The 15,414-nt window shown below is 54.4% G+C and carries 10 protein-coding genes; 5 read left to right on the top strand and 5 right to left on the bottom strand.

Going from position 1 to position 15,414, the window contains the following annotated elements:
• Nucleotides 1-368: 368 nt before the first annotated feature.
• On the bottom strand, nucleotides 369-1,262 hold the full coding sequence (locus SH287x_RS17730; RefSeq protein WP_479515716.1) for a hypothetical protein: 894 nt from the start codon (nucleotides 1,260-1,262) through the stop codon (nucleotides 369-371).
• A 338-nt stretch (nucleotides 1,263-1,600) separates the two neighbouring features.
• Between SH287x_RS17730 and SH287x_RS17725 the strand changes: the two genes are divergently transcribed.
• Nucleotides 1,601-2,395: a hypothetical protein gene (locus SH287x_RS17725; RefSeq protein ID WP_479515715.1), complete on the top strand. Its 795-nt coding sequence runs from the start codon at nucleotides 1,601-1,603 to the stop codon at nucleotides 2,393-2,395.
• Between the two features lie 154 nt (nucleotides 2,396-2,549).
• On the opposite strand, the gene SH287x_RS17720 is transcribed toward SH287x_RS17725, so the two are convergent.
• From SH287x_RS17720 to SH287x_RS17705, 4 genes are all read right to left on the bottom strand, one after another.
• Nucleotides 2,550-4,106, bottom strand: a complete 1,557-nt coding sequence (locus SH287x_RS17720; RefSeq protein ID WP_479515714.1) for a Gfo/Idh/MocA family protein — start codon at nucleotides 4,104-4,106, stop codon at nucleotides 2,550-2,552.
• Nucleotides 4,107-4,344: 238 nt separating this feature from the next.
• Nucleotides 4,345-5,562 carry a DoxX family protein gene (locus tag SH287x_RS17715; RefSeq protein WP_479515713.1) on the bottom strand — a complete coding sequence of 406 codons (1,218 nt, stop codon included), beginning with the start codon at nucleotides 5,560-5,562 and terminating at the stop codon, nucleotides 4,345-4,347.
• A gap of 302 nt (nucleotides 5,563-5,864) precedes the next feature.
• Entirely contained in the window at nucleotides 5,865-6,965 is a 1,101-nt protein-coding gene (locus tag SH287x_RS17710; RefSeq protein ID WP_479515712.1) for an FAD:protein FMN transferase, read from the bottom strand.
• 168 nt (nucleotides 6,966-7,133) lie between these two features.
• Entirely contained in the window at nucleotides 7,134-8,393 is a 1,260-nt protein-coding gene (locus SH287x_RS17705; protein WP_479515711.1) for an outer membrane protein assembly factor BamB family protein, read from the bottom strand.
• Nucleotides 8,394-9,007: 614 nt separating this feature from the next.
• Between SH287x_RS17705 and SH287x_RS17700 the strand changes: the two genes are divergently transcribed.
• From SH287x_RS17700 to SH287x_RS17685, 4 genes are all read left to right on the top strand, one after another.
• The gene (locus tag SH287x_RS17700; RefSeq protein ID WP_479515710.1) at nucleotides 9,008-10,438 is read left to right on the top strand and encodes a HEAT repeat domain-containing protein; all 1,431 of its coding nucleotides are present in this window, start codon (nucleotides 9,008-9,010) and stop codon (nucleotides 10,436-10,438) included.
• A gap of 156 nt (nucleotides 10,439-10,594) precedes the next feature.
• The gene (locus SH287x_RS17695; RefSeq protein WP_479515709.1) at nucleotides 10,595-11,491 is read left to right on the top strand and encodes a sugar phosphate isomerase/epimerase family protein; all 897 of its coding nucleotides are present in this window, start codon (nucleotides 10,595-10,597) and stop codon (nucleotides 11,489-11,491) included.
• Between the two features lie 118 nt (nucleotides 11,492-11,609).
• Nucleotides 11,610-12,146 (top strand): TPR end-of-group domain-containing protein, encoded by a 537-nt coding sequence (locus tag SH287x_RS17690; protein WP_479515708.1) that lies wholly within the window; start codon nucleotides 11,610-11,612, stop codon nucleotides 12,144-12,146.
• Between the two features lie 159 nt (nucleotides 12,147-12,305).
• Nucleotides 12,306-15,380, top strand: coding sequence for a proline dehydrogenase family protein (locus tag SH287x_RS17685; RefSeq protein ID WP_479515707.1), 3,075 nt, complete (start codon nucleotides 12,306-12,308; stop codon nucleotides 15,378-15,380).
• Nucleotides 15,381-15,414: the final 34 nt, after the last annotated feature.

Below are 15,414 nucleotides of genomic sequence, written 5' to 3'. Positions count from 1 at the left end.
CGATGGCAACGTGCTGTGCGGGAGATATCGGCCATGCGATTTTATCGTCATCATCGGAACTCAGGAGAAGACCTCTCGCACCTCACGAAAATCGCCTGCAATCGGCAAATCGAGAAAACCTCCCCCTGCTTTCCTCTTGTCTCAATCGCACCAGAATCTGCTGAAAAATCAGCAAAAAACGCCAGGCAACCTTGGCCATGTGCAACAAATCTGTCTCTTTGTACCGGTTGTTCATTCAGTCGAAATCAAATCGCACCACCGAACTACGGTATTGTCAAAGCTTAAAAGCGGGGTTGAACAGGTAGTGAAGTCCGACAACGGAGGACGTTGCGGCGACATCAACCCGAAGACAAAGCCGTGACACGGCACTACCAGGCAAAATTGGTGTCACGGTTATAAACGGCTCGGCCAGGATAGTACCAGGGCGCACGATAGCTGTAATAAGGGAACCGGTAATGGCCATGCACGTTGCTGCGTTGGAACCCAGGGCCAAAATGATCGTAGTAAGGATCGCCCGTGATCGTTCCTCTGGCGTTTCCATCATAGTAATAAGGTGAGCCAATGCGGGCATCATATCCACCTGGCTGATAGTACTTCGCACCAGATGCATATCCTGACTGATATTGTGGCCCCGGGAGTGTGGGCGAAGGCAACCGACCCGCAACACCGTTCGCGGCGACACCGTTCGCGGTCACACCTGCGCTACCCGGTGCAAAATTAGCCCCACTTCCCGCCTGTGAACCTGCACTGTAACTGGGCACATAGGTTCCTTGTGCCGCATAAGCAGGATCAGTGTAAGTCACCCCCGGATCAGCCACCGGTGCCAGCGTCGGCCCAAAGGAAGAATTCCCCATCACAGGCGATCCTGCGGCAGGAGACCCCGGATAACCTGCACCCGGATAACCTGCACCCGGATAACCTGCACCCGGATAACCTGCCCCGGGATATCCGGGTGCGGCATAACCCGGAGCGGCAAACCCTGATGTGGTGCCCCCTGCCCCCAGATTCCCCGCTCCGACAAACCCCGATGAGGTCGACAGGTTACCGCCGGATCCGAATGTCCCGGCCGTTGGCCCCCCCACAGCAAACGAACCACCTGCCACCTGGGCCGACGCTATTGAACAAGCGAAGAAGAACAGACCACCAGCACATGCCATTAATCTTTTCCGCCCAGCCGCACAGAAATGAGACTTTGTGACAGAAAGACATTTTGTCGGCGGGTTGACTGAAAAATCATCGCCGGCTTTGTCAATGTTCATCATCGCTGGCCACTCCTGAGGAAGCTGGGACATGTAAAACCTCGCTGACCCTGACGAAAAGGACGATTAAATGGCAAAGTCTTGAATGTTCTGCTTCCCTCAACGTTTCAAATATGGATCATGCACCGCTCAATAGCCGACGATAGCTGCTGCAAGGATGGATTTTTGCAGAGAGACTCCGCCATATAATCCGCGCGATCACATCAAGCGGGTCAATGCGGTTCGGCAAACTCTGCCGGTCAAATGTTTATCTCCATTTCCCTCGACTGCGCGTAAGATGCCGCAGGAAGATGCCGGAAGAACTTTGACTCTGACCAATCTCATGTGCAGGAAGCAGCGTTATGTCGGGTCTTGTTGTTCAAGTGGCCATTGCGGCGGTCATGCAGGTCGGTCAGCCCGCTCCTCAAGAAATCCCAGGCATTCCTGTCATTCCTGAGGCTTACCAGCAATCAGCGTTTGGCGGACAAGCCGAAACGCGGCACCCCTTTGATACCCAGCAAAACTGGGTTCACGGCTATTTCCAGGAAATCCCCGCTTATCGGGGACATGCCTTTTTCCGGCCTTACAACTACAAGCACGTCCTGTCGCAATCTCAGACCGCAGGGGGTTGGGGTATGAACCCCAATCTGGCCTATTCCCAACAGTTCTGGCATCGCTACCAGGACCAGGCGACCATGCTCAAAATGTCGCAGGCCACTCCAGGACAAGCGGTGCAGCCGGGCTATCCGCCTGTAGGATCTCCCTATGCTCCCCCGTCCAGCGTTCCCTATGATCCGGCACAACCCGCCATGAGCTATTACCCAAATAGTTCTGGAGCCAACATGGCCCCGGTGACTTATCATGAGCTGGTTCCCGAGTTCGCTGCTCCCGCCGGGCCAAGGGCTGGTTATGGCCCAGCCATGCCAGTGAATGTTCCTGTGAATTACAGCCACCCGGTGAATGACAGCCAGTATGTCGTGCCCGGTAATGGTCATTCATATGGGGCTGTCCCTTACTCACCGGCTCCTTATACGCCTGCCCCTTATACGCCGGCTCCGTATGGCGCCATGCCTTCCGGACAAGCCAACCCGGGATTCCAGCATCCCGGCTCAGGTTTCCAAGGCCCCATGCTGCCACTTCCTCCTTCGGCTCGTTAATGCTGTTCGACGACATCGAAGCAACGAATCAAGCTCATATCCTTCCGCAATTTTTACGCCAAAAGCCCGGAGTTGTTCATGACAACTCCGGGCTTTTCAGCATTGCACTATGACATTGGTCGATCAGACGCATTGATCGACCAACTGCGACCCATTAGCCAATCACTTCAGGGTCTGTTTCTGGAACCGCAGGGCTGGAAGCATCAAACCATTCGGGCTTGAAGACAATTCGTTTCTTGTGCTTCATCGCCAGATTTGAAGTCAGCGCCATGATGGCATCCTTCATCCCCTGCTCACCGGGACAACGCAGCCCCCCTTCGCTGGCCTTGTTGAAGTTGCCTTCACGAATACAGTGAGCGAAGTGTTCCATCTCTTCAGTGTATCCACGGCTCACCTTGCCAATGTCCGCGACGGCTGCCTGGCGCGAAGGCCCACCACTATCGCTCGCCTGAAGGACTGGCTTGCCATCGTTACCAGCCAGCACATATAGCCGCTGATCGACACCACCTCCACCCGTAGAGGGGCTGGCTTCCTTGAACAGCATCGCTTCCAGTTCCTGCTTCATGACCAGCGTTCCCCGGCTGCCAAACACGGTTTCACCGTATGGCTCCCAGCGGTTGGTGCTGATTGAGGAATAGGTCACGACGCAAACGTCGTTCTTGTCTTCCGCATAGTTTTTGCCGGGGAACTCGAACGTGACGTAAACATTGTCATCAATGTCGCGGTCATCAGCCTGCTGGTCAGCCGAACCAATTCCCTTGACGCCATAGAAGTTCTTCCCGCCAAATCCCTGGACAGCAATGGGCTGCACCTTACCCAGGAAAATGCTGGCAGCATCCAATTGATGGCTGCCAAGTTCAGCCATCAAACCGGCTCCGGTCTCATTATAGATACGCCAGTTGACCAGCTTATGTGCCGAAGGATAACCGAATTCCTTTTCAAGCAGTTCGTCAGCGGATTTGAAGCCGCGATCTTTGGCCATGGCCACCAGTGCGTCCATATCGGCGCGTGGCACACTTTTGCGCCAGCTATCGCGACCGGGGAAGCTGTTGTTACGGTGCCACTGGGCGCGGATGAACTTGATATCACCCAGCAAGCCCTTCTGGATCAGATCATTGGCGTTCTCATAGAGCACGTTGTAGTGCCGCTGGTGTCCCACAGCGAGCAGTTTTTTCGATTCACGCGCCTTAAGAATCAGATCCTTGCACTGCTTCACCGAATGACACATCAGCTTTTCGGTCAGCACATGCTTGCCAGCATTCAGGGCATCCAGAGCCACCTGATAGTGCTGGCACAAAGGAACCGCAATGACCACTGCTTCGACATTGGGATCAGCCAGCAGTTTTTTGTGGTCATCATAGAGCGTAATGCTCTGGGCCTTATCCCGACCTAACTTCTTGATCAGGCCCGTCCGCTCTTCGTTACCATCACCATGAAGCGCCCGCAGGCGGTTGGTCGGACGAATATCGGCCACCGCCACAATGTCCATATAATCCGCAGGATGCTGGGTCAGCAGGACACTGCCTTCATCACCCGTACCAATGAAACCCACTTTCACGGGGTTCCCGGAAAGTTTCTGGTAACCAAAATAAGCGGCTCCCAACCCAGTGGCAGCGGCTGTCGCACCAATCAGGATGTCACGACGACTAAAAGAAACCGCCTCGTGGAAATTATCTTTGCCCAGACGGGTCTGTTCAGGAGTCAGTTGCATGGGAGAAAACTCCTCAGATAGAAGTGAATCGAATGTTTGAGTTTTAGCCCCGGTTCCGGGGAGTTTCAGTGAAAGAAAACCAAAGTGACCATTCTGGCACGTTGTCACTTCTTCTGGAATTTCTCGAAATAGATCGATTGACCGCTCTCAAACCAGTCCGGCTAACGAACTACGTCCCAAGAGCCAAAAATGCGCGAGGAAAGTCAAAATTTCCTCTCTCACATTCTTCAGGATGTGGTTAGTCCTCTGCTTTTTTGCGACGGCACCACAATCCATAAATCAGGCTATCAACTCCGAACCAGCGACCGGTCGGCATGGCCGCAATCGCCAGAAGAGTCAATGCTTCCATATTAACCTTATTGATTATGTAGTTGTGCTCGATCCCCGGAACTTCAGGAACTCCCGGCCAGGGAGGAGCCGCCAGATAGAACAGCATTAACAAGCCCGCGCCACCAATCGCTGCAAAACGCGTCCCCAGGCCAATGATCAGCAGAATGCCGAAAATGGTCAGGCTCCACATTGTCCGCCAGCTTAATGTCCGGGCTTCCGTCCAGGCTTCAGGGACTGGCCCCATCGCCAGATGATTCGTGTTGAGCAACTTTTCAGCATTCTCGCGCAGTTCATTTTCCAGAGCCTGTACCGGACTGATGACGCGCCGCCGCAAGTCTTGAAGCTCACGCCATTGAGCCTCCAGATGGCCCCATTGGAACTTGGTATGGGCCTTCGCGCGGTTTTCTTCATACCGCAGCAACTGATCCTGGTACAGCTCGATGTCCCCGATCCGTTTTTCAATCACCGCTCCGTCTTTCTCCCGCTGAATGACGCCCACGCGCTCGGGATCTCCCTTAAGCAGAACGGCCAATCGCTCTTTATAGCTCAGCCGGGAAGACTGATCATAAAGCGCATTAACCGCATTCTTATAGGCCACCACCTGGGGGGCCTTGGGGTCTTCTGCATCATCGACCAACGACAACAGCCTGTCCCGCTCGGCAGCCAGCAGATGCTGCTTTCCATCGACGGATAAGGTTTTGTCTGCCGCGTTGTACTGAGCGAATCGACCCAGTTTTTCAGGCGTGACACCTGCAGGAAGGGCATCCAGCTTCACGAGGAACTGTTCCGGCCCATTGATCATCAGTAGCAGGCGATTCGATTCAGGCGACCCTGCCGCCAGACCATAATGGGCATGAAAGCGGTTTGCATAGTCGTCCCACTTTTTCGTCATATAGTCATAGTTGACCCAGCGAAGATCGTCGGGATCGCCCACCATGTTGCGGAACACATTCCGAAGGGGGCCGGTCGCATTTTTCAGATAACCCTCCGCAGTCCACGGCTGCGAAGTCTTCTGCGTATCGATCTTCCACCACCCCTCATAGAGCAGGTGCCAGCCGATAAACAGCCGGAGCGTGACAAGAAGGACACATGCCAAAGTCGAAATCTTGCGGTCTTCGCCGTTCACTCTCGAACCTCTCAATCCGCCTGAAACCTGCAAACGTGCTAAAACATCTGGGATTACAAGGCGGGTTCTACTCTCGGATGCAGTGACTGATGGGGATGGACTCTGTTGGAAACGATTCTTTCAAGGAATCGTCGATGCGGCGGGTTGGTTCATGCGTTATCACTGGGGATTCGGAAGAATTCGCTGTAACATCCGGATATAAAAGACGTTACTTCGTATTTATCTCGAAAATAAAGCCGTGACGCGGCACTGGCAGGCTCCCGGTTCGTACCGACGAGGATTCTGGCGGAGGCAAAAACAGTTCAGTTTCCAATACCTTTTTCGGTCGTTGGGGCCGAATCAGCGGGAAACAGAATTTCTGCCGGGATATTGATCTGCGTTGTGTCCACCGTGGCCGAGCCACTTTTTTGAACAAACAACAACACCCCGACATCTGTTGAATTATCACAGAGCTGTCGAGTCTTTTCGACCCCCAGAGCAAAAAAAGCGGTCGAAAGTGCGTCAGCAATGGCGGCTCGGTGGGTTAAAACACTGACGGACAGCATTTCCTCGACGGGCCAGCCAGTTCGTGGATCCAGAATATGCCCATAACGCCGGCCCCCGACACGAAACGACTGGGCAGCCGTTCCACTCGTGCCCATCGCCTGGTCACGGAGAAGGATTGTCCCCCACGCACGTTGAGGAATCAGGGGATCACGCAAACCAATGGGCCAACCTCCTTGTCCCGCATGATCACCACGTGCCAGGACGCTGCTTTTCCCGCCGTGAACCAACCAGTGGGCCACACCACTTTCCGTCAGTTTTTCACCGGCCCGGTCAACCGCATAACCTTTTCCAATCGCTCCCAGGTTCAATTCGACTCCAACCTGGGCATATCGGACAGTCCGGTTTGACGCATTAAAATCGATCTGCTGCATCCCACATAAGGCGCGCGCCTGAGCCAATTCCGTTTCCGTCGGCAGGCGACCTTCGTTTCTTGCCGTGCGCCAGGCGGCAATCAAAGGCCCAGTCGTCGGATCAAACGCCCCCTCCGTCTTTGCGACCAGATCACGGGCCTCTAGCAGCAGATCAAATAAATCGCCTGACACTTCGATCGGGCGATGCGGCGCCACCCGGTTGATAGTCGCAAGCTCGGCGTCTTCCCGATACACCGTCATCATCGATTCAAGGTCATGAACCAGATCTAAAGCCGCAGACGCGGCCTGCACCTGTTGAGGCGGCCCATCGGGATTCAAAATCACATCAAAATGGCAGGCCATGGCTGTGGTTTGCAGCAAAACGGTCGGCCCGCGGGAGGGAGTCACGCTCAACCCGGTTGGCCCACTCCGCAGCGCCGCCTCCGCAGCGACCTGCTGAAGCAGGCGCCCTGTCAGAAAATCACGGCGGTCAGAAGAAGGCTGCATGTCGTATGATGATCAAAAGACGATGACGGAGCAGACACCACTCAGGCCATCCGTCAGCCAAGCCATCCTGTCAATCTCTAAATAAGAGCCTTTCCGGGAAGGCTCTTTCTCCCGCAAGGGAGAGGGATTTGAGAGTTTTCGGCCAGTCTCTGACAACCCTGTCGCGGTTCAGTTAGCTTCCGCCGCTGGTTCCGCAGCACCCTCTTCGGGTTCAAATTCTGGCATCAGTGGCAGGCGGTCAGGGTACTTGTGAAACGTGGGATAAGGCCGCCCCATCGGACGCAGACACACGATCAATCCGGTCGATGTCGACAAATAGAGCCGATCTGTACGATCGTTGGCCACCCGGATCGAGAAGTGCCGTACGGGCAACGCCCCAGTGATTTTTCCATCCGAGCGGGAAACCATGACCAGATTCCGGTCTTTATCGCTGGCATAGAGGTTATTGCCTGCAACACCCACAAACTGTTCCAGTTGTTTATTCCACCATTTTTGAACGCCCGTGGATGTCGACAAGCAGTATGTTCCTCCGCGATCGGGAGAGACAAACAGCTCATTTCCAACCACAAACGGAGCTTTCCGAATCGGTAAGCCTGTCGAAATGTCCCAATGAGTTTCACCATGTTCGAGATCAATCGAATAGAAAGTGAAATCTTCCGAGGCAAAGAACAATGATCGACCAGACCAGGCCATTGGTGCAACAATCGGCCCGTCTGTCTCAAACTGAAAAGCAAGCCGGCGATCTTTCGAGGAAACGGCGTAAACCGACCCATCCCGGCTGGCAAACAGAACCAGACGCCCTGTCGACAACGGCGGCGAAGTGATCTCCGCAGCCGCTTTATACCGCCAGACAAACGCATCGTTTGACCACTTCGGTAAACGCTGCTCCAAATACAACTCACGAATGCGCTTCAAACTGAAGGCATAGACGCTTCCATCCAGCGTGCCGTAATAAACGTGGTTGTCATCAATCGTCGGGCCGGTTGATGGTGCTCCGGGCAATCGGAGAGTCCACAGAACCTGCCCCGTCTGTTTTTTCAGGCACGTCATCTCTGGCCCGACAATCACCAGGCATTCGGTTTCGTTAGCGGCAATGGGAAACATGGGGGAATCGTCGCGCCCCAGCAACACCGCCCAAAGCTTTCGCCCGTTCTCGGCATCAAACGCGGTGATATGGCCAGATGAGCACTGCACATAAACAGTGTCTTCATCTGTCACCACATGCGCGACTTTGTCCCGCGAGACATTCAGAACCGCCTGACCCCACCACGCGCGTTCCATCCCCAGCGATTGCGCCTGGTCGTGAGTGATCAGCCCCGATGTCTGTTGAGCCACAGCCACCGGCATCATCCCTGCCATCTGCGCAAAAACCGCGATCAGCATCACGCTGGTCAAAATCGCGGGCCACCAACGTTGGCGCGTTAACATGACATCATTCATGAATGAACCTGATATCGAAAAAATAATCGGTGGCTCGACGACTGATCTCGTCAGCACCGACACACAGCGAAGTCGAGAACGACTTAAAGAGAGCCGATTTCCACTCGAACATCGCCCACAGCCAAACTTACCACACACGGAAAAGCTCAAGGGCATTCTTGGAAAAAAGCAACCCCCTCCAGCAAAAACCTGTTTGCTGGCTCGTTACTTTCCACCAGAACCACCCAAAGCTCCTCACCCAAGTCTAGCCATCAGGAACAACCGAACGCCAGACGCATACATCGGTGAAACCACGGTTTCATTGAGCCTTCTCTCTACAAGAACAATGAGGGATCGCAAAATCCTTACGGCTGTATCGATTTTTCCGACTTCGCAGTCTGTGAAGCAGGATTTCACCTGTCAAATTGCAGCAAATACTGCCAGCAATCGATAACCCCTCTTTTCGGAATATCTTAAGCCAGCCATTGCGGATTGTGCCTCTTTGATCAGAACTTCGGAAGATTCTGTTGCCTCCTTCTGTGCCGAAGAGTCGAATAATAGAGTGAGTAGCCGCAGCGACCGCCCGTGAGCCTCAATCCGGCGTCCATTCTCTCGAGGGAAATATGAACGCGTTTGCAATCCATGTTTTGAAGGGAGTTCGGCTGGTCGTCGCCGGCGGACTGTTCCTCCTCTGCCCCGCAGCGGAAGCGATGGCAGACGTCATAAAACTGGTCAACGGCGGCGAACTTCGCGGGAAGCTCTCAAAACCCCTTTCTGTTGTCCAGAATGTCCCCTCACAAAACGAAACGCCATCCAAAGGAGCGTCTCAAAATAACGCCCGAACTCCGGCCAATACACCAACTCCCGACACGCCTGCACCTGATTTAGAGCCTGAACCAACACCCGAACCTGTCACCATCGTTCTTCGTGAGGGGGGCGAAATCACGATCCTGCGGTCACAAATCGCGTTCATCACTCCGCAAACACCTGCGATGGACGAGTACGACGCGAAAGCGGAACTCGTCGAACACACCACCGCCGCACGCTGGGAACTGGCCAATTGGGCTCGTCAAAAAGGACTCACCAAACAGCGGGAAGAACAACTTCTGGAAATCGTGCGGCTTGATCCCGACGATGAAAAAGCCCGACTTGCACTCAATCACACTTTTCAGGAAGGCAAATGGGTTGACCGTGATGAATGGATGCAGGCCAAAGGTTACGTCAAATACAAAGGACGCTACATCACTCTCCAGGAGTTGGAACTGCTGGAACGTTCCAAGGCAGAACTGGAGGCGGAACAGGCATGGTTTCCTAAAATCCGTTTATGGGCGAATTGGCTTGCCAGTGATAATGCTCAACGCAACACGGAAGGCTTGCTCCAGTTCGAGCAACTGACCGATCCTGCCGCTGCGACTGCCATTGAGCGATTTGTGATGAAAGACGCGCGTCGTGACTTCCGTCTGGTGGGCATCGCGGCCCTTTCCCGTCTGAAAGGAGAACGTCCCGCAGCAGTCCTGGCGAGATCTTCCCTCTTCGATGACGATCTGGAACTGCGCTACACGGCCGTAACGGCTATCCCTGAAGACCAGCTTTCCAACGCGCAGTCATACTGGCTAAGGCATCTCCGCCACGATGCCAACTTTGTTGTCTGCCGGGCCGGCCGGGCACTCTTTATTCGAGGGAAGGATGATGCCGTCGAACCGCTCATCGAAGCGCTGCTCACTAAACACCGATATCAGATCCAGGTTCCCGTGACTGACGGCGTCAGTGCCCCGGTCGAACGAGGCGGAGCCGCTCGCGGTTCAACGCCCGTTCCCGGCTTGGGTCAGCGATTTATCTTCCCGAACGGACAAGTGGTTGAAGGACAAGGACGATTGATCCCTGACCCGAATGCCCATCGTCCGATGAAGACCGTCACGATCGAAAAGGTTCATCAGAACGAAGAAGTGCGAGAAGCGTTAATGAAGCTGACCAATCAGAATTTTGGTTACGATCTGCGCACCTGGCGCCTCTGGCGCGCCGCCCAAAAAGCCGGCGCTCTCCCCCCCGGATAGTTCATGTGTTTGGAAGTCGTTCAAACCAGGATTTTTCCTGATTTTTTGAATCTCATCCTTTAGACGAATCATTTGGACAAGACGCCGACACGCTCAAGCTGATATCCTTGCCTTTCACAGATCAACACTAAGCGATATGATCCCTCGGATGTCGGCATGCAGCTGGGTTATAACACCAACGGATTAAGCGATCACCGTTGGGAAGATGCTCTCGAACTCATTGCCCGGGCGGGATATCGCTCGGTGGGCATCACGCTCGATCATCACTGCCTCGATCCTTATGCCACTGACTTTCCTCGTCAAGTCGAGCGGTACCAGCGGGCACTTCGCCGCCTGGGGCTTGCCTGTGTTGTGGAAACCGGTGCACGTTTTTTGCTGGATCCCCTCAAAAAGCATGAACCTACACTAATTACGGGCGATCCGGCAGGTCGGGCCAAACGCATTGATTATCTCAAACGGGCGATTCTTCTGGCGGATGAACTCGGTGCCCAATGTGTTTCTTTCTGGGCGGGGATTTTACGAGAACCCTGGTCCCGCGAAAAAACCATGGACATTCTGGCTCAAGGTGTTCAGGAGGTCTGCGAACATGCCGCTCTCTATGGCGTGAAGCTTGCCTTTGAACCCGAACCCGGCATGTTCATTGAAACGATGGCCGACTTCAAAGAACTGGAAAGTCGGGTCAATCATCCTCAATTGGGTCTGACAATCGATATCGGACACCTCTATTGCGTGGAAGCCCCGCACAACGGATCTTCCGAAACACCTGTCATCATCCCGCCAACTGCTTCCATGAAGGCCAGGCAGACTTTGATGCTGATCGTTCCTCATCTTCTGGAATGGGGTTCCAAAATCGTCAACATCCATATCGAAGATATGAAGCGGGGCGTTCATGAGCATCTCCGGTTTGGAGAGGGAGAAATTGATTTCGCCACGGTCATGTCCACCTTGCGTAAAATTCAATACGCAGGGGGTGTTCATGTGGAACTGAGCCGCCACTCCCATATGGCGCCCCATGTCCTCCAGGAATCATTTGAGTTTCTCAGCCAATACTGATCTCTCGAAATGACAAGGCACAGATCCTGGTTTGTGAAAACTCAGGGGAATCATCAGACTGGGTGATTGATGCCCAATGTGATCAAAATCAGGCATAACGAACAGTCGGGGGAGGTCGATGGTTTATAACCCGCGTCGTATCCGTGAACGTCGCCTGGATGCTGCCCGTGGCTATCTGCTGCTGGAAATGCCCGCGCCCGCCCTCGCAGAACTGCACAAGATCACTGATCCCGGCCCCCAGATCTTTGAATATCACCTGCTGACAGGCGATGCACTAAGGCACCTCGATCGTTTTGAAGAGGCCGCCATTCAGTTTGAAAAAGCTCATGGCCTCGACACCACCGATCTCGATGTGATGATGGGAATGGCCTGGTGTTACAAACGCACACAACGGCTCCATCAGGCCATCGATATCATGCTGGCTGCCTACCAGTCACATGATCAGGAACCCATTGTTCTCTATAACCTTTCCTGCTATTACGCCTTATCCGGTCAACGGGAACAGTCCCTCAGTTGGCTGGGCCGTGCTTTGCGCATGCGACGCGATCTGATTGCGATCGTTCCGGAAGAATCAGACTTCGACCCGATCCGTGAAGACCCTGAATTCCGCCTGCTGATACATCTCGCGAAAACACCTCGCAAAACCAGCACATAATGGTTTCATTGCCCGGAAAATCAGCGTTGACTTTTTCTCAACGGCCTCATCCCACATTCGGTCATCCTCTTTGAAAATGGGTATGAGAAACTCCTCAGCCGTGTTGCTTGTTCACAACAGGGGGTTGTGGTCACAATACGGCAAAAGGACTTCTCTGATATGGCCAAACGCAAGGCACTTGCCACTCTTGTTCCGACACCCCCCACTCCCACAGTTGATGAAGCCTGGATTGAGGCCGAAACCCAACGATTGGGGCGGCTCATCTGGACACAACTCAGTTTACGAAGCCCGTCGTTCTTTGAACGTCGCTGGTGGGATGATCGTATCATGGCTGCGGCCATGTCCGATGAATCCCTCAAGGTGCAGATGTTCCGCTTTGTCGATGTGTTGCCTCGCCTGAAAACGCATCAGGCCATCACAAGGCATCTTCAGGAATGCTTTGAGGAAGTGCGTGAGCATCTTCCCTGGGCGATTCAACTGGTTCGCTTCGGGGTCGAGCACGTCACGCCCAATTCGATTCTTTCGCGGACATTGGCCTTTAATGCTCGTAATAACGCACTGCGCATGGCCCGACGGTTCATTGCTGGCGAAACCACCGACGACATTCTCAAAGCCATCACGCGGTTGAGAACACTAGGCTTTGCCTTCACCCTCGATCTGCTGGGGGAATCCGTCATCAGTGATGAGGAAGCCCTGAAGTATCAGCAGGCTTATCTCGATCTCATCACGGCTCTGGGTTCTGAAGTCAACGCCTGGCCGGAAAATCCGTTGATCGACACCGATGATGACCATCAGGATGTCGCCCGTCTGAATGTGTCAATTAAACTCTCGGCTCTGGTCAGTAGCTTCCGGCCGCTCAATGCCGCAAAAACCAGCCAGAAGGTGGCCGATCGTCTGCGTCCCATCCTGAGGCTGGCTCGCGAGCAACAAGCCCATGTCCATGTCGATATGGAACAATACGCCTTTAAGGGGCTAACGCTCGACATCTTCCAGAAAGTCTTCATGGAAGAGGAATTCCGTGATTGGGCCGATTGCGGCATCGTGATCCAGGCTTATCTGCTGGATGCCGAGCAGGATCTGCTCCGACTGGTTGAATGGGCGAAAAAACGCGGGACACCCGTCTGGGTGCGTCTGGTTAAGGGTGCCTATTGGGATTACGAAACGGTTGTGGCCAAGGCCAAAAACTGGCCCGTTCCCGTGTTTGAAGAAAAGTGGCAGACCGATGAAAACTATGAAAAACTGACACGCATCCTTTTAGAAAATCATCAGCATCTCCGCCCGGCTTTTGCGAGCCACAATGTTCGCAGCCTGACGTACGCCGTCTCTTACGCCGCCGCACTGAAGATCCCTCCCCTCCGTTACGAATTGCAAATGCTCTATGGGATGGCTGATGAGCAGGCGCAGGCCTTTTCTGAACAAGGCCATCGCGTACGGATTTATGCCCCTTTCGGCAGCATGATTCCCGGCATGGCTTACCTTGTTCGCCGGCTTCTTGAAAACACATCCAATGATTCGTTCCTGCGGCAGGGATACTCTGCTGAAGTCTCTGTCGAGGATCTGCTTATGAACCCCACGCTGACTGGTCAACACTTGGCTTCCCAGAAATCCGCCTTACCATTTACGGCACCGCCGGTTGGTTTTCTCAATGAACCACCCACAGATTTCTCCCTTCCTGCCAATCGCGAGGCCATGCAGGCCGCGATTGAGAAGGTTGAAAATCAATTCGGCCAGACCTATTCGCTGATCATCAATGGCCGCCGTGAAGACACGCGCCAGAACCTCACGGTGCGATCACCTTCCGAAAAATCGAAGGTGCTGGGCATGGTGGCAACGGCTAACGCTGACCAGACATTGGCCGCGATTGATTCTGCCCGACGTGCGTTCTCTCGCTGGTCGATTGTTGAAGCCAGCTACCGCGCTGAGTATCTGGAACTGATCGCCCGCGAGATACGCCACCGACGGTTTGAACTTGCCGCCTGGCAAACCTTTGAATGTGGCAAGCCCTGGGCAGAAGCTGATGCCGATGTGGCTGAAGCGATTGACTTCTGCACTTACTACGCCATGCAGATGCGTGAACTGGCCGAGCCTCGCCGCTTCGATGTACCGGGTGAAGAAAACGCCTATTTCTACCGTCCACGGGGTGTTGTCGTCGTCATCGCTCCCTGGAACTTCCCGCTGGCGATCCTCACCGGCATGGTGGCAGCTGCCATGGTGGCAGGGAACACAGTGGTCATGAAACCTTCCGAGCAGGCTTCGATCACAGCGGCTAAGTTGATGGAAATCATCCAGGCTTGTGGGATCCCCGATGGTGTCGTCAGCTTCCTTCCAGGGATTGGTGAAGAGGTTGGCCCGATCCTCACAGGTAGCCCCGATGTCGACATGATTGTCTTCACCGGGTCGAAAGAAGTGGGCCTGACGATCAATCAAGCCGCTGCACAACCGCACGCTTCGGCACAATCCATCAAGCGGGTGATTGCCGAACTGGGTGGTAAGAACGCGATCATTGTCGATACCGACGCAGATCTTGATGAAGCCGTCGCTGGTGTGGTCGACAGTGCCTTTGGCTATGCCGGTCAGAAATGTTCTGCCTGCTCGCGCGTGATTGTGATCGGCGAGGCCTACGATGACTTCATCCTTCGACTCGTCGCTGCCACCAAAAGTTTGACCCTGGCCGCAGCCGAAGATCCCGCCTGCCAGGTCGGCCCCGTCATCGATCAGGAATCACAGCGACGGATTCTCGCGATCATTGAAGAAGCCAAGCAAACCTCGGAACTGGCTCTGGCTGTTGAGCCGGGGACGCTGGCCAAGAAAGGATTCTTCGTTGGGCCGCATATCTTTACGAATGTCGCACCCGATGCCCGCATTGCGCGGGAAGAAATCTTCGGCCCCGTTCTGGCCGTCATGCGTGCTCCCGATTTCAGTGAAGCACTCGCCATTGCCAACAGTGTCCCTTTCGCACTGACCGGGGGTGTTTACAGCCGCAGCCCTGCGAACCTGAAACGTGCCCGTCAGCAATTTCAGGTCGGTAATCTCTATTTGAACCGACCGATCACGGGGGCTTTGGTGGCTCGCCAGCCATTTGGCGGTTTCAAACTCTCAGGGATCGGCAGTAAAACCGGCGGCCCGGACTACCTCCAGCAATTCATGGTGCCTGTCAATGTCACCGAAAACACCCTTCGCCGGGGGTTCACTCCTCCTGAGGAATCAGAAGCCGCACCAGCAACCAGCGAATAGCGGCTCATCGAGTCTGCCAAAATTTTTCGCGCAA

It is taken from the genome of Planctopirus sp. SH287 (assembly GCF_056500625.1).
Note: the sequence above shows the minus strand (reverse complement) of the source record. Positions and strands in the feature narration are given on the sequence as shown.